Source organism: Phenylobacterium sp., from assembly GCF_036402295.1.
Classification (GTDB): domain Bacteria; phylum Pseudomonadota; class Alphaproteobacteria; order Caulobacterales; family Caulobacteraceae; genus Phenylobacterium.
The window spans coordinates 1-14,660 of record NZ_DASWTE010000244.1; the positions used below are offsets into that span (position 1 = coordinate 1).

The following is a 14,660-nucleotide window of genomic DNA, read 5'->3' on the forward strand; positions in this document are numbered from 1 at the left end:
GCCCGCGACATCGAGGACGAGCACCACAACACCACCCGCTTCCTGGTGATGACGGCCGACAAGCACCCGGCCCCGCCGCCGTTCACCCAGGCCTGCGTCACCAGCTTCATCTTCCGGGTGAAGATCATCCCGGCGGCGCTCTACAAGGCCCTGGGCGGGTTCGCGACCAACGGCGTCAACATGACCAAGCTCGAGAGCTACATGGAGAACGGCGCCTTCACGGCGACCTTCTTCTACGCCGAGGTCGACGGCCGGCCCGAGGATATCGGCCTGGCCCGCGCCTTCGAGGAACTGAGCTTCTTCTCCGAGCGGTTCGAGATCCTCGGCGTCTATCCCGCCGACCCCTTCCGCACGCGCTGATCCTAAGACGCCGCCTCGCCCTCGAACGCCCAGGCCTTGAGCAGCTGGTGGGCGATGGCCATCGGCTGCGGACAGAAGACGCCCTCGATCTCGCCGCGGATCAGCGCCCGGGCCTCGGCCCGCGAGAACCAGCGCACCTCGGACAGCTCGGTCTGGTCGGGCCGGGCATCGTCATCCTCCACCTCGGCGATCAGGCCGATCATCAGCGAGGACGGATAGGGCCAGGGCTGGGTCGAGTGGTAGCGGACGCGCACCGTCTTCAGGCCCGCCTCCTCGGCGAGCTCGCGGGCGCAGGCTTCCTCGATCGACTCGCCGGGCTCCAGGAAGCCGGCCAGAGCCGAGAACATGCCCTTGGGCCACATCTCCTGGCGGCCCACCATGCAGCGGTCGCCGTGCACCGCCAGCATGATCACGACCGGATCGGTGCGTGGGAAGTGCTCGGCCAAGCATGACGGACACTGCCGCTTCCAGCCGCCGTCCTTGGCGTCGGACGGCTGGCCGCAGGCGGCGCAGAACAGGTGCCGCCGGCGCCACTCGAACATCGACTTGGCGGTGGCCAGGATCGCCGCGTCGGTCGGCGGCAACTGCAGGGCGATGGTCCGCAGCTCCTTGAACTCGCCCAGGCCCTCCAGCGGGCCCAGGGCCGGATCGCTCGTGCCTTCGAGGTCGACCGCGAAGATGGCCGTCTCCTTCCAGAGGCCCAGGAACAGGAGCCGCTCGTTGCCCCCGGACAGCTCGCCGACCAGCTTCGAGGGCAGGTAGGCGATCTGCACGCCGCCGTCCTTGGTCTTCTCGATCAGCGGCTTGCCGTTCCACAGGGCCACGCCCAGGGAGTCGGACGAGGCGAGCTGGCCGGCGAGCCAGTCGGCGTTCGGCCGTCGGTCGGACGCCCGGTCGAGCGGGTTGCCGGCGAAGGTGTTCTGAAAGGACTGGAGCGGCATGGCGCCCTTCTTAATGGGAGCGGCGCCGCTTCGTCACCAGCGCCTTTGCGAAACGAGCAAGACCGCTAAAGTGCGTCAAACAGTTGTTTGGAGGACGGCATGGAACTCAAGGACCGGATCGTGGTGGTGACTGGGGCGGCGAGCGGCATCGGCCGTTCGCTGGCCGTGCGGTTCGCGAAGGAGGGCGCCAAGGCCGTGGTCTGCGCCGACCGCGACGAGCCGGGCGCAAAGGCGACGGCGGAAATGTGCGGCGGCCGGGCCTTCAGGACCGACGTCTCCAAGGAAGCCGACATCAAGGCGCTGATCGAGACCGTCGAGGCCGAGATCGGACCCATCGACCTGTTCTGCTCCAACGCCGGCATCGGCGTCGGCGGTGGGGCGGAGGTCTCGGACGTGGAGTGGCAGCGGATCTGGGACATCAACGTGATGGCCCACGTCTGGGCCGCCCGGCACCTGGTCCCGCGGATGGCGGCGCGCGGCGGCGGCTACTTGATGAACACCGCCTCGGCCGCGGGGCTGCTCTCGCAGATCGGCTCGGCGCCCTATGCGGTGACCAAGCACGCGGCGGTGGGCCTGGCCGAGTGGCTGGCCATCACCCACGGCGACCAGGGAATCAAGGTGAGCGTGCTGTGCCCGCAGGCGGTGCGCACGGCGATGACCGCGGACAACCCTGAAGGTGTCGCGTCGATCGACGGCATGATGGAGCCCGACGAGCTGGCCGAGGTGGTGGTGCGATCGCTGGAGAAGGAGGAATTCCTGATCCTGCCGCACCCCGAAGTCCTGCAGTACATGCGCAACAAGACCAGCGACTACAGCCGCTGGATCGGCGGCATGCGCAAGCTGAACCGGCGCTTCGCGGGGTAGACCCCTCGCCAAACACAGACGACGTCCCCAACTTGGGGGCTGCAGCCGAAAACCCGGAGCCCCAGCATGGCCGACGACGCCACGAAGCCGCCGCCCAACCACCCTGCGGACTACGCCCCGCCCAAGGTCTGGGAATGGAACAAGGAGAACGGCGGGCGCTTCGCCGCGATCAACCGGCCGATCGCCGGGCCGACGCACGACAAGGTGCTGCCGGTGGGCGAGCACCCGTTCCAGCTCCACTCGCTTGGCACGCCCAACGGCGTGAAGGTGACGGTGATGTTCGAGGAGTTGCTGGCGCTGGGCCACAAGGGCGCCGAGTACGACGCCTGGATGATCAACATCGGCCAGGGCGACCAGTTCGGCTCGGGCTTCGTCGACATCAACCCGAACTCGAAGATCCCGGCGCTGCTGGACCGCTCCGGCCCGACCCCGATCCGGGTGTTCGAGAGCGCCTCGATCCTGCTGCACCTGGCCGAGAAGTTCGGCGCCTTCCTGCCGACCGAGCAGCCGAAGCGCGCCGAGACCCTGTCGTGGCTGATGTGGCAGATGGGCTCGGCGCCCTACCTCGGCGGCGGCTTCGGCCACTTCTACGCCTACGCGCCCTTCAAGATCGAATACGCCATCGACCGTTTCGCCATGGAGGTGAAGCGCCAGATGGACGTGCTGGATCGCCGGCTCGCGGAGTCCGAGTACCTGGGCGGCGACGAATACACGATCGCCGACATGGCGGTGTGGCCCTGGTACGGCCTGCTTGCCAAGGGCGGGGCCTATGAGTCCGGTGAGTTCCTGGACGTCCAGAGCTATAAGCACGTCCAGCGCTGGACCGACCAGATCGGCAAGCGGCCCGCGGTGAAGCGCGGCCGGATCGTCAACCGGGCGCTGCCCGAGCGGCATTCGGCGGCCGACATCGACAAGGCGCTGGCCGAGGCGGAAGCGGCGAAGGCGAAATAGCGTCGCCCAACAGCAAGACGCCGCCGGCCTCGGGGGCCGACGGCGTCTCACCACACAGGATCGCTAGGACTACGCGACCTGTGGCGCCGCCGGGTGCCGACGGCGGCGGATTACTGCGCCCATGCCGGCGAACCCGAGGATCATCATCCCCCAGGTCGCGGGCTCGGGAACGGCGACGGCCAGGTTGTCGATCTCGAAGGAGTTCTGCGAGGAGTCGAGCCGGATGCCCGTGAAGCGCTCGCCGGCGTCGCCGAAGACCGTGAACAGGCCGTTGGTGCCCGGGAGGGCCTGGTTGCCGTTGGCGAGGTTCGGGAAGTTGCCGCCGGGCACGACGACCAGGCTGCCGCCACCTTGCTTGTAGATGGTCAGGGTGTTGTAGGTGTCGATGGAGCCCCAGTCGAACTGGAAGCGCCCGACCGCGGCGGCGAAGTCGATGGTGGCGAAGCCGCCACCCTTCACCGAGAGATAGGACGTGCCCGACGGGACGGAGTTGGCCGGCGGCGCGCCGTTGCCGTCGGCCGGCGGAGTCTTGATCTCGTAGTTCACGCCGCCGCTGATGCCGGAGGCGTCGTCGAAGTCGTCGATCACCACGAAACCGGCGGAGGGCGACGGATCGCCCGGATCGAAGCTGAACAGCACCGCCGAGGAGGCCGGGCCAGCGACGAGCATGGTGGACGCCGCGAGGCTCGCGGCGGCAAGGAGTTTCTTCATGTCTGCACCCCACTTCGCGCCGGCGAGAAGTCCGTCGGCGGATGCTTAATATTCATTAACCTTAACCGTTGCATTGGGATTCCCCCGTTAGACGAATCGGGTTCGCCAACGCCTACCTGGGCTTGAACTTTGGTAATCGCGGTATGGCGGCGGAATTCGACCGGTCGCTGCGCGCGCCGTTCGGCCCTACAGGCTCTCGCCTTGCAACCGGCTGGCCTGCTTCACCCAGGCAACGAACTGGGCCTCGTCGAACGGGCCATCCTCGGGGATGTCGAGGTAGCGCACGCCCTTGTGCTTGGACGCGCCCGGCGGGACCGGGTCGAGCGACGCGCCCTGGAAGAACGTCACCTTCACGTAGCGGGTGAAGCAGTGGAAGCTGAGGAACCAGCCCTCCTGGTCCGGGGCGCCATAGAAGGGCGAGTTCCACTTCACGACCTTGCGCACGCCGGGGACGGCGTCGGCGACGAGCGCGTCGAGGCGGCGCCCGACGTGGCGCTTCCAGCCGGGCATGGCCGCGATATAGGCCTGCACGGGACCGTCGCCCTCGCCCTTGGCGATCTGCGGATTGCCGCCGGAGAGGAGGACGACGGGTTTGGTCATTTGCGCGACGTGTTCAGCGCGATCGCGGCGCGGACCAGCGCCTTGAACGCCGCCGCGTCGACCTCGCCGCCCTCGGTAAAGTCGATGGCGCGTCGCGTGCCGCCCTCGAGGCTGGAGTTGAACATGCCGGTCGGGTCCGGCAGCGAGGCCCCCTTGGCGAAGGTGGTCTTCACCGCCTTCTTGTAGGTCTCGCCGGTGCAGATGATACCGGCGTGCGACCACACGGGGACCCCGCCCCACTTCACCTCCTCGACGACCTCGGGGTCGGCCTCGTGGATCAGCGCGCGGATGCGGGCCAGCACCTCCCCGCGCCAGTCGTCCAACCCGGCGATCTTGGCGTCGATCAGCTGGGCGGGCGTGGCGCCGGTCGCCATCAGGGCGTCCTGGACTTGCCGCTTGCCCATCACGCGTCTCCTCGGGCGGGGACGCTGCGCGCCTTGGTGAGGTAGGGCAGTGCGAACATGTAGAGGCCTGTGAGCGCCAGGAAGGCAAGCGGCGCCAGCGGCAGGAAATACACCCACTGGGCGGGCTGCTTCCCCAGGCCGAGAGTAGCGAAGATGGCGATGACGACCGCCACGAAGGCGATGGACACCCAGCGATGGGTCTGTCGAACCCACATGTTGAAGCTCAATGGGACCTCCCTCAGTGAAACCTGCAAGGCGGCGACAGGGCGCCAGGTGTTGTGTTTTGGGCGACGTCAGTCCAGCCGCGCCAGGACCTTCTCCAGGCCCTCGAAGAAGCGGGGCCAGCCCGCCGTGGCGCCGCGGAAGGCCAGTTCCTGGTCGGGTCGGAAGCCCACCTGCTCCATGCGGAGGCGCGTGCCGGAGCCGGTGGGCGTGAGGGTCCAGGTGACCACGCTCTCGAGCCCCTTGCCGGCCCAGCTGTAGGCCAGCGACCGCTGCGGCTCGACCTCCAGGACCTGGCATTCGACGGCGCCCCAGCCGGCCTCGAGGCTGAAGCGGTGGTCCACCACAGGCTTGAAGTCGTTCTTCATGAGCCACTCCCCGATCAGGTGGGGCTGGGTGAGCGCGCGCCAGATCTTCTCCGCCGGGAAGGGGAGTTCGCGCTCGACCAGGACGGAACGGACATCGGCGGTGGTGTTCACTGGTCCATCCTCCTGAGCAGGTCCTCGAGCTCGTCGAACTTGTTGCGCCAAAACCCCGACATCTCGCTTGTCCAGTCGACCAGGGGCGCCAGGGCGCCGACCTGGGCACTGTAGTGGGTCTGGCGGCCTTCGTGCCGGTCGCGCACCAGTCCGGCCTGCTTCAAGACCCCGAGATGCTTCGAGACCGCTGGCTGCGAGACCCCGGCCTGTGCGGTGAGCGCGCCCACCGTCTGCTCACCCTCGCGGCACAGGCGCTCGAAGAGGGCGCGCCGGGTGGGGTCGGCAAGCGTCCGAAAGAGAATGTCGCGGGCGTCGGGCATCTAGGATCGATAACTCGCGGGCTATGGATTGATCCATAACTCGCGGGATATGGGTTGTCCAGGCTCAAGGCCCCTGCGACCTGCCGCCCCTTGCCCTTCCGGCCCCTATCCGCCATATGCCGCCTCGGAGATCGGCGGCGGACGAGCGCCCCGCCAACCTGGTCAGGGCCGGAAGGCAGCAGCCACAACGGGTCACGCTTCGGGTTGTCGTCCGGTCTCCACCTTCCCCTTTCGTGACTTCTCCACTTTGCCGGGACCATGCCGTCCCGTTAGATGGCCGCATGGGCGACGACTTCACGCGCGACGATTCTGAGCTTCCCGAGCGCGACCCCAACACCGGCGACATGTTCGGCGACGCCGCCCCGCCGGCGCGCACGCCGGTCGAGGACGAAGGGGCGGCCTACACCGTCATCGCACGGAAGTACCGGCCGCGATCGTTCGAGGACCTCTATGGCCAGGAGGCCATGGTGCGGACGCTGCGCAACGCGTTCGCCACGGGGCGGATTGCGCACGCCTTCATGCTGACCGGCGTCCGCGGCGTGGGGAAGACGACGACCGCGCGCCTGCTGGCCCGGGCGCTGAACTACGAGACTGCGACGGTGCACGAGCCGACGCTGGACCTGCGCGAGGAGGGGATCCACTGCCGCTCGATCATCGAGGGACGGCACATGGATGTCCTCGAGCTCGACGCCGCCTCGCGCACCGGCGTGAACGACATCCGCGAGCTGCTGGACGGGGTGCGCTATGCACCGGTCGAGGCCCGCTACAAGGTCTACATCATCGACGAGGTGCACATGCTGTCGACAGGGGCGTTCAACGCGCTCCTGAAGACGCTGGAGGAGCCGCCGCCGCACGCCAAGTTCATCTTCGCCACCACCGAGATCCGCAAGGTGCCGGTGACCATCCTCTCGCGGACCCAGCGGTTCGACCTGCGCCGAGTGGAGCCCGAGGTGCTGGTCAAGAACCTGGAGATGATCTGCGAGAACGAAGGCGCCCGCGTCGAGGCCGAGGGCCTGATGCTGATCGCCCGGGCCGCGGAGGGCTCGGTGCGCGACGGCCAGTCGATGCTGGACCAGGCGATCGTGCAGGCCGACCCCGGCCAGACGGTCATGGCGGCGTCGATCCGCGACATGCTGGGCCTGGCCGACCGGGCGCAGACGATCACCCTTTTCGAGCAGGTGATGCGCGGCGAGGCGGGGCCCGCGATCGAGACCTTCCGCCAGCTCTACGGCTACGGCGCGAACCCCGACCAGGTGGTGATGGACCTGCTGGACCACACCCACGGCGCGTCGGTGGCCAAGGCGATCGGGCCCAACGCGCTGGTGATGCCGAAGGAGCAGGCCCTGCGGCTCGCGGCCGTCGGCGCGGCGGTGTCGGCGGGGATGCTGTCGCGGATCTGGCAGCTCCTGCTCAAGGCCTACGCCGAGGTGCGTCAGGCGCCCGACGCGGCGGCCGCCGTGGACATGGCGCTGGTCCGCCTGGCCTACGCCGCCGACCTGCCCGGGCCCGAGGAGGCGCTGAAGCGGCTGCAGGCCGGCGAGCCCGTGACGGGCGGCGGCGGGCCGGCGGGCGGACCGGGTGGCGGGGGCGGCGGTCCGGCGGCGCGGCAGGGCGGCCTGGCGACCAACGCCGTCGCGCGGCAGATGGCGTCGCCGATGCCGTCGACCGAGCCGGCGGCCAATCTCAAGACCTTCGAGGACATGCTGGCGCTGATCGACCGGCGGCGCGACATCCGGCTGAAGTTGGACGTGGAGCGGTTCATCCGTCCGATCAGCTTCCGGCCCGGCGCGATCGAGTACGAGCCCGCGCCAGGGGCGCCGGCCGACCTGGCGCAACGGCTGGTGGGGCGGCTGAAGGAGTGGACCGGCGAGCGCTGGCTCTTGTCCACCCAAGGCGGCGGCGGCGCCGAGAGCCTGTGGGAGAAGCAGAAGCGCGAGCAGCGCGAGGTCCGCGCCGAGGTCGAGCAACACCCGTTCGTGCAGAGCGTGATGCAGGCCTTCCCGGGAACTGAGATCGTCGGCATCCGCCAGCTGTCGCAGCCCGAGCCGACCGAAACGGCGCCGCCCGAGGAGGCTGAAGACGATGAGGACTGAGCTGCTGGCGCTGGCGATGATCGCGGTGGCCGCGCCCGCCGCCGCCCAGGTGACGCCGCTGATGAGCGAGCCGCTGGGTCTGGACGCCAACTACACCACCACCATGCTGACGGTGGACCTGCCGCCCAACGCCAAGCAGCCGGCGACGACGATGGGCACGGCCGGTCACCGCCATCCCGGCTCGACCTACGCCTATGTGGTGAAGGGCGAGGTGGTGAACCGGCTCGGCGACCAGACCGAGCGGCGCTACAAGGCGGGCGAAGGCTGGTCGGAAACCCCGAACCAGGCGCACTACATCGTCAATGCGTCGGCGACCGAGCCGGCGCGGCTGGTGGTGGTGATGGTGACGCCCAAGGCCGCCACGTCCCTGACCGAACCCCTGAAGTGAGTACTGCCCCGTGAAAGACCTCGGATCCATCATGAAGCAGGCGCAGGCCATGCAGCAGCGCATGGCGGAAGCACAGGAGCGGATCGCCGCGCTGGAAGTGGAGGGCACATCCGGCGGCGGCATGGTGAAGCTGACCCTGAAGGGCACGGGCGAGCTGTCGCGCGTGGTGTTCGACGAGAGCCTGATGGCGCCCGGCGAGGGCGAGGTGGTGGCCGACCTGGTGGTCGCCGCGCACGCCGACGCCAAGCGCAAGCTGGACGAGAAGCAGGCCGAGGTGATGCGCGAGGCGGCCGGGCCGCTCGCCGGCCTCAACATCCCCGGCATGCCGAAGTTCTGATGCTGATCGCCGCCCTTCTTGCCGCCGCCCTCTCGGGCGCCCCTGGGGCCCTGCCCGCCGACCTCGCCCAGGCCGCCCACGAGTACGATGAGGCGCAGGTGAAGTCCGATCGCGCCGCGCTGGAGCGGCTGCTCGCGCCCGACTACGTGCTGCACAACTCGCAGGGGCAGGTGCAGGACAAGACCAGCTTCATCGCCGACCAGATCGCGCCGGGCTACAAGCTCGAGCCCTTCGTGGTCGAGGAGAAGGTCGAGAAGGTGATGGGCGACACCGCGATCCTGGGCGGCGTGGCGCGCGCCAAGGGCACGGCGGGCGGCGAGCTCTACGACGTGCGCCTGCGGTTCATCGACGTCTGGGCCAAGCGCGGCGGGCGTTGGGTGGTGGTGTTCAGCCAGGCGACGCGGGCGCCGAAGAGCTAGTGGCCGCGTCCGCCGGACCCGAGATCGAGCGCCTGATCGGGCTCCTGTCCAAGCTCCCCGGCCTGGGGCCGCGGTCGGCTAGGCGCGCGGCGCTGGCCCTGCTCAAGCGACGCGACCAGCTGCTGCTGCCGCTGTCGGATGCGCTGTCGGAAGCCGGCGCGCGGGTGAAGACCTGCAGCGTCTGCGGCAGCCTCGACACCCAGGACCCCTGCGCCATCTGCGCCGAGCCGTCGCGCGACGGGACGCTGATCTGCGTGGTCGAGGAGGTGGGCGCGCTGTGGGCCATGGAACGGGCGGCGGCCTTCCGCGGCCGCTACCACGTTCTGGGCGGGCTGCTCTCGGCGCTGGACGGCGTGGGGCCGGAAGCGCTGCGGGTCGGCTCGCTGGTGGACCGGGCCTCGCAACAGGGCGTGCGCGAGGTGATCCTGGCCCTGCCGGCGACGGTGGACGGCCAGACGACCGCCCACTACCTGGCCGACCGGCTCGCGGGCTGCGACGTCAGCGTCACCATGCTGGCCCGCGGCGTCCCCGTGGGCGGCGATCTGGACTGGCTGGACGACGGCACCATCGCCCAGGCGATGCGGGCTAGGCGGCCCGCTTAGCCCAGGCGATCGGCGCGATCTTGCTGACGATGACGCCGTAGCCCAGCACGCCGGTCAGGGTGACGGCGGCGGCGAGGACGAAGGCGCCTTCGAAGCCGCCGGTGCGGTCGACGATGATCCCGGTGACGATGGGGCCCAGGATGCCGGCGAAGTTGCCGAACGCGTTCTGCACGCCGACCCACTTGCCCGCGCCCTGCGGCCCCGCGAGTGTCTGGGCGGTGGCGAAAATGTGCGGCCCGACCGCGCCCAGACCCACGGCGATCACGAACAGGCTGGCGATGGCGCCCGCCGGTGGCAGCACCGCGCAGGCCAGCAGGCCGGCCGCCGACAGCATCAGAGTCCCGACGAAGAAGGTCTTGCGCACGCGGTTCACTGTGGCGCCGGTCTGGATCCAGCGATCGGAGAGCCAGCCGCTGCCGTAGGCCGCCGCCGCGTAGACGAGGTAGATCGCCCCGCCGAGGTTCGCCATCTCGGGCACGGTGTAGCCCTGCGCCTGCACCAGGTAGAGCGGCATCCAGGAGACCACGAAGTAAAAGCCGAAGTTGATCGCGAAATGGCCGAGGCTCGCGCCCCACAGCTCACGGCGGGCCAGGATGGCCAGGAACGGCGGCCCGGTCGCGGACTCGGCCGACGGCGGCTCGGCCGACAGCTTGCGGGTCACGACCAGCCACGGGACCAGCCACAGCAGCGAGACGGCGCCGAAGAGCAGGAACACGCCCCGCCATCCCAGCTCGGCCATGAGGTGCCCGCCGAAGAAGATCCCCACCGCCGGGCCCATCGAGAGGCCCACAAGGGTCAGTGCGTTGGCGGCGCCCAGCCGGTGGGCCGGCACGTGGCGCGCGATGATCGTGGAGCTGCATGGGAAGGCCGCCGCCTCCCCGACGCCCAGCAGGACCCTGAGCGCCAGCAGCACCGCGATGCTGCCCGCGACGCCGGTCAGGAGGGTGGCGATCGACCAGATGGCGAGGCCGGCGGCCAGCGTCATGTAGGCGTTGAAGCGGTCGGCGAGCCAGCCGGCCAGCACAAGGCCCGGCGTGTAGGCCCAGAAGAAGGCCGAGATCAGCACCCCGATCTCGGAGGCGCTGAGATTGAGCTCGGTCTTCAGCAGCGGCGCGGCGGTCGCGAGGTTCCCGCGGTCGACGTAGTTGATGAAGATCGCGAGCGCCAGGAGGGGCACGACCCACGGCCCGAAGGCGGCTCTCGCGGCAGGCGCCGCAGCCCCGTTGGTCATGGAAACGCCCCCTCGCCCCGTATTTTGCGGGCATGCTCGCACTGAAGGGTAGGGCTGACCAGGGGCGTGAGATGGGTCGCCGGGGGCGCGGCGGTCCGACGCACGGGCCTTCCGCACCCCCGACTGGCGATGGAGGAGGCGCTTGCCTAGCGCCCGCAGTCCGGACCGAGCGAACACCCAAGCCAGTTCCGACGACCTTTCGGGGGACGTCGTCGGTCGGCGGCTTGGGCCCCAGCACCCAATCTGAGTCCGGTCGGACGCGGTGGAACCGCGCCTCCTCCACCTTGTGCGCCAGGCCGATGCGAGGGTCGGCTCCGGCGGATGGGGTCAGGCCTGGCGGGCGGGAGAAGAGCAATCCCGCCCGCCCTGCTGACCCATTGCCTCGTCAGCCGGCGGCGCCCCCCTGGAGGTAATAGCCGCCGTTCTCGGCCTGGGATGGGCCGAGCATTGCGATGCCCGAGACGGCCGCCAGGGTCACGAGGGCGTAGATGAGATGTTTGAGATTCATCGACTTCCTCTCCCGGGCGGTCTCGGGCCGCCTCTTCATGAGGAATGTGTAGCGCTGCGACATTCTGGCGCGCAGGTGCAACGGCGGTCGCCGAACAACGCAACGGTTGCGCGGAGCGAACGTGCAAGGGTGCAACCCAGTGCGCAACCGTTGCACGGACGGGTTGCATGCCTGTGCATTCTCATGAATCATGTTACGCGATGCAGACGACGGCCACGCACTTCCACGAGAAGCTGGACCTGGTCCTCAAGGCGCTCTCGATGAGCCGTGGGCGGCTCGCGTCCGAGCTGGGCGTCGACAAGTCGCTGGTCGGCCGGTGGGTGTCGGGCGTGGTGCACCCCTCGTCGCTGAATCTCGAGAACCTGACGCGGCTGATTGCGCGCCGGTGCGCCGGCGGCTTCACGATGCTGGACTGGGACCGCGGCCTGCCCGAGCTCGCCGGGCTCCTGGGCGTGTCGGCGCCGGCCAACGGCAACCGGGCGAGGGCCCACGGGCCGTCGGACTCGCTGCCGCTGCCCCTGTTGGACATGGCGCGCCTGACGACCGAGCGGCGGGGCCAGGCCTACGAAGGCTTCTGGCGCACGACGCGGCCGTCGGTGGTGATGCCGGGCCGCTTCTTCCACGACCACGGCATGATCCGCCGCGCCGACAACGGCCTCCTGCAGTTCAAGGTGGGCGGCGCGGGGCTTCTGTTCGACGGCTGGCTGCTGCTGGCCGAGGGCCAGCTGTTCGCGATCCTGTTCGACACCGTGGGTCAGACGCCGATCTTCGTGATCTGGAACGGCGTGCCGCTGTCGAAGGCCTCGTTCCTGGACGGCATCGTCATGGCCGCGGCGCTGAACGCGGCGCGCACGCCGTCGGCCTATCCGATCGTCATGGAGCGGATCGGCGACCTGACCGGCGACCGCGAGGCGGACGACGCCTACTGCGACGAGATCCTCAAGCGCGATCCGCTGGCGCCCGAGGGCAGCATCTCGGACGACATCCGCCACCACCTGGTGCGCGACATCGGGCCCAAGGCGGCGGAAGCCGGCTACGGCGACCTGTTCCTGCTCGCCCCCATCACCTCCACCCTCTCGCGGGGCGAAACCATCGGCGGGCGGCTGCAGGGCTGACCCGACTCACTTGGTGCGGTAAGAACGCACCATGAACGGACTTCTCTTCCTGTCGATCCTGTGCGTGCTGGTCGCCGCCGGGGCCCTGGCCTGGGCGCTACGCGAGCGGCACCGGGCCTCGCACGCCGAGCTGCGCATGAAGCTGATGGCCGAGCAGGGCGACCTTGTGCGCGCCCAGCTCACCCAGTCCGCGGCCAGCGTCGCCGAGGAGATCCTGCGGAAGAACGAGGAGCAGGTGCGCAACCGCGAGCAGCTCGCCCAGGCCCGCCTGGAGGCGCAGCTGAAGCCGGTGGCCGAGAGCCTGCAGAAGTTCCAGGAGCAGGTGACCGCGGTCGAGAAGCAGCGGGCCGAGGAGCAGGGCGGCCTGAAGGAGCAGATCGCCCAGATGCTGGCCGCCTCGGCGGCGACCCAGGACGAGGCGCGCAAGCTGTCGGCGGCCCTGCGGCGCGGGGCCGGCGTGCAGGGGCGCTGGGGCGAGCAGACGCTACGCAACGTGCTGGAAGCGGCGGGCCTCTCGGGCCGCTTCGATTTCGAGGAGCAGGCGTCGACCGACACGGACGAGGGCCGGCGGCGGCCGGATGTGGTGGTGAAGATGCCGGGCGGCGGGGTGTTCGTGATCGACGCCAAGTGCTCGCTGAACGCCTTCCTCGAGCTGCAGGACGCGACGGACGACCTCGGCCGCGACGCCATCGGCCTGCGCCACGTGCAGAGCGTGCGCGGCCACATCCAGGGGCTCTCGGCCAAGGCCTACTGGGACCAGTTCGACAGTTCGCCCGACTTCGTGGCGATGTTCGTGCCGCTGGACTCGGCGCTGGCGGCGGCGCTGGACCGCGCGCCCGACCTGATGACCGAAGCGATGGACCGCCGGGTGGTCATCGTGACGCCGTCGACCCTGTTCGCGCTCTGCAAGGCGGTGGCCTACGGCTGGCGGGTGGAGGAGCAGGCCGCCAACGCGCGGAAGATCGCCGACCTGGGGCGCGAGCTCTACAAGCGCATCGCCGTGATGGGGGCGCATGCGGGCTCGGTCGGCAAGGCGCTGGAGGCGGCGGTCAGCCGCTACAACCAGTTCGTGGGCTCGCTCGAGACCCAGGTACTGACCCAGGCCCGTCGCTTCGAGGACCTGAAAGTCGACCACGAAGGCCGCGACGTGCCGTCGCTCGAGGCGCTCGAGGCCGCGGTTCGCCCGCTCGCAAAGCTCTCACCCGACGAGCCGACGTCGCCCGTCCGGCTGGCGGCGGGGGAATAAGCGGACACCGGGGCGGACACAGAGTCGCCTCGGGCTTGTCCTACCTTGACGCTCAACAATACCACCCTTACCTGCGCGCCATGGCCCTCCGTGAGATCCTCGTCGTCCCGCACCCCGTCCTGAAGCAGGTGTCCACCAAGGTGGATGTCGTGGACGACGACCTGCGCGCGCTGATGGACGACATGCTGGAGACCATGTACGCGGCCCCCGGCATCGGGCTCGCCGCCGTGCAGATCGGCGTGCCGAAGCGGGTGATCGTCATGGACCTCTCCCGCGAGGGCGAGGACAAGCAGCCGCGCTACTTCGTGAACCCCGAGATCCTGTGGGCCTCGGAGGAGACCGCGCCGTACGAAGAGGGCTGCCTCTCGGTGCCCGAGATCTACGACGAGGTGGAGCGGCCGGCGCAGGTGAAGCTGCGCTACCTGAACTACCAGGGCGAACAGATCGAGGAGGACGCCGACGGCCTCTTCGCCGTCTGCATCCAGCACGAGATGGACCACCTGGAAGGCGTCCTCTTCATCGACCACCTGAGCCGCCTCAAGCGGGAGCAGGCGATCAAGAAGGTGAAGAAGCAGGCCAAGGCGGCCTAACAAGCCGGGCGCGCTTCGCGCGCCGAAGAGGCGAACCGCGGAAAACGCAGAAGGACGCGGAAGGATTCCAACTCCTCTTTCTGCGCATTTCTGCGTTTTCCGCGGTTCGTTCCTTGCCTGCGGCGCCTAGTTCTCGGTCCTATCCGCGGCGTCCTTGCTCTCCTGCTCGACGTTGGCCACCCCTTCGCGGGCGCCTTCGGCCGCGCCCTTGGCGGCTTCCTTGATCACGTGGCCGGCGTCGCTCGCGGCCTCCTTGATCTCCGAGCCCACTTCCTTGAC

General features: G+C 69.6%; 19 protein-coding genes, 1 other RNA gene and 1 pseudogene. 12 read left to right on the top strand and 9 right to left on the bottom strand.

From position 1 onward, the window contains the following. Positions 1–360: pseudogene (locus tag VGD44_RS15160) on the top strand (prephenate dehydratase); the annotation flags it as partial. Positions 361–362: 2 nt separating this feature from the next. Here the strand turns inward: VGD44_RS15160 and nudC are convergent. Beyond that, entirely contained in the window at positions 363–1,301 is a 939-nt protein-coding gene (gene nudC, locus VGD44_RS15165; RefSeq protein ID WP_331088529.1) for an NAD(+) diphosphatase, read from the bottom strand. Positions 1,302–1,400: 99 nt separating this feature from the next. On the opposite strand from nudC, the gene VGD44_RS15170 reads away from it, so the two are divergent. Together VGD44_RS15170 and yghU are read left to right on the top strand one after the other, a co-directional pair. Beyond that, positions 1,401–2,165, top strand: a complete 765-nt coding sequence (locus VGD44_RS15170; RefSeq protein ID WP_331088531.1) for an SDR family oxidoreductase — start codon at positions 1,401–1,403, stop codon at positions 2,163–2,165. 66 nt (positions 2,166–2,231) lie between these two features. Further along, complete coding sequence (gene yghU / locus VGD44_RS15175) at positions 2,232–3,116, top strand: glutathione-dependent disulfide-bond oxidoreductase (RefSeq protein WP_331088533.1); 885 nt, start codon at positions 2,232–2,234, stop codon at positions 3,114–3,116. 69 nt (positions 3,117–3,185) lie between these two features. On the opposite strand, the gene VGD44_RS15180 is transcribed toward yghU, so the two are convergent. The 6 genes from VGD44_RS15180 to VGD44_RS15205 form a co-directional block, all read right to left on the bottom strand. Further along, entirely contained in the window at positions 3,186–3,827 is a 642-nt protein-coding gene (locus VGD44_RS15180) for a PEPxxWA-CTERM sorting domain-containing protein (protein ID WP_331088535.1), read from the bottom strand. A 186-nt stretch (positions 3,828–4,013) separates the two neighbouring features. Next, a complete protein-coding gene (locus VGD44_RS15185) occupies positions 4,014–4,427 on the bottom strand; it encodes a DUF1801 domain-containing protein (RefSeq protein ID WP_331088537.1) in 414 nt (137 codons plus the stop codon). Beyond that, a complete protein-coding gene (locus VGD44_RS15190) occupies positions 4,424–4,831 on the bottom strand; it encodes a DUF1801 domain-containing protein (RefSeq protein WP_331088539.1) in 408 nt (135 codons plus the stop codon). The genes VGD44_RS15185 and VGD44_RS15190 overlap by 4 nt, the downstream gene beginning before the upstream one ends. Beyond that, positions 4,831–5,058: a hypothetical protein gene (locus VGD44_RS15195; RefSeq protein ID WP_331088541.1), complete on the bottom strand. Its 228-nt coding sequence runs from the start codon at positions 5,056–5,058 to the stop codon at positions 4,831–4,833. The genes VGD44_RS15190 and VGD44_RS15195 overlap by 1 nt, the downstream gene beginning before the upstream one ends. 66 nt (positions 5,059–5,124) lie before the next feature. Next, positions 5,125–5,532 carry an SRPBCC domain-containing protein gene (locus VGD44_RS15200; RefSeq protein ID WP_331088543.1) on the bottom strand — a complete coding sequence of 136 codons (408 nt, stop codon included), beginning with the start codon at positions 5,530–5,532 and terminating at the stop codon, positions 5,125–5,127. Further along, the gene (locus tag VGD44_RS15205) at positions 5,529–5,852 is read right to left on the bottom strand and encodes a metalloregulator ArsR/SmtB family transcription factor (RefSeq protein ID WP_331088545.1); all 324 of its coding nucleotides are present in this window, start codon (positions 5,850–5,852) and stop codon (positions 5,529–5,531) included. The genes VGD44_RS15200 and VGD44_RS15205 overlap by 4 nt, the downstream gene beginning before the upstream one ends. A gap of 125 nt (positions 5,853–5,977) precedes the next feature. Here VGD44_RS15205 and ffs point away from each other — a divergent pair. The 6 genes from ffs (at position 5,978) to recR (ending at position 9,691) form a co-directional block, all read left to right on the top strand. Continuing rightward, positions 5,978–6,076: signal recognition particle sRNA small type (ffs, locus tag VGD44_RS15210), an RNA gene on the top strand. Positions 6,077–6,133: 57 nt separating this feature from the next. Further along, positions 6,134–7,945 (top strand): DNA polymerase III subunit gamma/tau, encoded by a 1,812-nt coding sequence (locus tag VGD44_RS15215; RefSeq protein WP_331088547.1) that lies wholly within the window; start codon positions 6,134–6,136, stop codon positions 7,943–7,945. After that, positions 7,935–8,333, top strand: a complete 399-nt coding sequence (locus VGD44_RS15220; RefSeq protein ID WP_331088549.1) for a cupin domain-containing protein — start codon at positions 7,935–7,937, stop codon at positions 8,331–8,333. Before VGD44_RS15215 ends, VGD44_RS15220 begins: the two co-directional genes overlap by 11 nt. Positions 8,334–8,343: 10 nt before the next feature. Continuing rightward, positions 8,344–8,670 carry a YbaB/EbfC family nucleoid-associated protein gene (locus VGD44_RS15225; protein ID WP_331088552.1) on the top strand — a complete coding sequence of 109 codons (327 nt, stop codon included), beginning with the start codon at positions 8,344–8,346 and terminating at the stop codon, positions 8,668–8,670. Further along, positions 8,670–9,089, top strand: coding sequence for a nuclear transport factor 2 family protein (locus VGD44_RS15230; protein ID WP_331088554.1), 420 nt, complete (start codon positions 8,670–8,672; stop codon positions 9,087–9,089). The genes VGD44_RS15225 and VGD44_RS15230 overlap by 1 nt, the downstream gene beginning before the upstream one ends. Next, entirely contained in the window at positions 9,089–9,691 is a 603-nt protein-coding gene (gene recR / locus VGD44_RS15235) for a recombination mediator RecR (protein WP_331088556.1), read from the top strand. The genes VGD44_RS15230 and recR overlap by 1 nt, the downstream gene beginning before the upstream one ends. Here the strand turns inward: recR and VGD44_RS15240 are convergent. Next, the gene (locus VGD44_RS15240) at positions 9,675–10,922 is read right to left on the bottom strand and encodes an MFS transporter (RefSeq protein WP_331088558.1); all 1,248 of its coding nucleotides are present in this window, start codon (positions 10,920–10,922) and stop codon (positions 9,675–9,677) included. The genes recR and VGD44_RS15240 overlap by 17 nt on opposite strands. 385 nt (positions 10,923–11,307) lie before the next feature. Continuing rightward, positions 11,308–11,430, bottom strand: coding sequence for a hypothetical protein (locus VGD44_RS15245; RefSeq protein ID WP_331088560.1), 123 nt, complete (start codon positions 11,428–11,430; stop codon positions 11,308–11,310). A gap of 200 nt (positions 11,431–11,630) precedes the next feature. On the opposite strand from VGD44_RS15245, the gene VGD44_RS15250 reads away from it, so the two are divergent. The 3 genes from VGD44_RS15250 to VGD44_RS15260 all read left to right on the top strand — a co-directional run bounded on the left by VGD44_RS15250 (position 11,631) and on the right by VGD44_RS15260 (position 14,381). Next, a complete protein-coding gene (locus VGD44_RS15250) occupies positions 11,631–12,545 on the top strand; it encodes a hypothetical protein (protein ID WP_331088562.1) in 915 nt (304 codons plus the stop codon). Between the two features lie 31 nt (positions 12,546–12,576). Then, entirely contained in the window at positions 12,577–13,791 is a 1,215-nt protein-coding gene (locus tag VGD44_RS15255; RefSeq protein WP_331088564.1) for a DNA recombination protein RmuC, read from the top strand. A gap of 80 nt (positions 13,792–13,871) precedes the next feature. Further along, positions 13,872–14,381, top strand: coding sequence for a peptide deformylase (locus tag VGD44_RS15260; RefSeq protein ID WP_331088566.1), 510 nt, complete (start codon positions 13,872–13,874; stop codon positions 14,379–14,381). The last annotated feature ends 279 nt before the right edge of the window (positions 14,382–14,660 follow it).

Coding starts and splice junctions, on each gene's coding strand:
- nudC (WP_331088529.1), bottom strand. CDS start 1,301: ATGCCGCTCCAGTCCTTTCAGAACACCTTCGCCGGCAACCCGCTCGAC.
- VGD44_RS15170 (WP_331088531.1), top strand. CDS start 1,401: ATGGAACTCAAGGACCGGATCGTGGTGGTGACTGGGGCGGCGAGCGGC.
- yghU (WP_331088533.1), top strand. CDS start 2,232: ATGGCCGACGACGCCACGAAGCCGCCGCCCAACCACCCTGCGGACTAC.
- VGD44_RS15180 (WP_331088535.1), bottom strand. CDS start 3,827: ATGAAGAAACTCCTTGCCGCCGCGAGCCTCGCGGCGTCCACCATGCTC.
- VGD44_RS15185 (WP_331088537.1), bottom strand. CDS start 4,427: ATGACCAAACCCGTCGTCCTCCTCTCCGGCGGCAATCCGCAGATCGCC.
- VGD44_RS15190 (WP_331088539.1), bottom strand. CDS start 4,831: ATGGGCAAGCGGCAAGTCCAGGACGCCCTGATGGCGACCGGCGCCACG.
- VGD44_RS15205 (WP_331088545.1), bottom strand. CDS start 5,852: ATGCCCGACGCCCGCGACATTCTCTTTCGGACGCTTGCCGACCCCACC.
- VGD44_RS15215 (WP_331088547.1), top strand. CDS start 6,134: ATGGGCGACGACTTCACGCGCGACGATTCTGAGCTTCCCGAGCGCGAC.
- VGD44_RS15220 (WP_331088549.1), top strand. CDS start 7,935: ATGAGGACTGAGCTGCTGGCGCTGGCGATGATCGCGGTGGCCGCGCCC.
- VGD44_RS15230 (WP_331088554.1), top strand. CDS start 8,670: ATGCTGATCGCCGCCCTTCTTGCCGCCGCCCTCTCGGGCGCCCCTGGG.
- VGD44_RS15240 (WP_331088558.1), bottom strand. CDS start 10,922: ATGACCAACGGGGCTGCGGCGCCTGCCGCGAGAGCCGCCTTCGGGCCG.
- VGD44_RS15245 (WP_331088560.1), bottom strand. CDS start 11,430: ATGAATCTCAAACATCTCATCTACGCCCTCGTGACCCTGGCGGCCGTC.
- VGD44_RS15250 (WP_331088562.1), top strand. CDS start 11,631: ATGCAGACGACGGCCACGCACTTCCACGAGAAGCTGGACCTGGTCCTC.
- VGD44_RS15255 (WP_331088564.1), top strand. CDS start 12,577: ATGAACGGACTTCTCTTCCTGTCGATCCTGTGCGTGCTGGTCGCCGCC.
- VGD44_RS15260 (WP_331088566.1), top strand. CDS start 13,872: ATGGCCCTCCGTGAGATCCTCGTCGTCCCGCACCCCGTCCTGAAGCAG.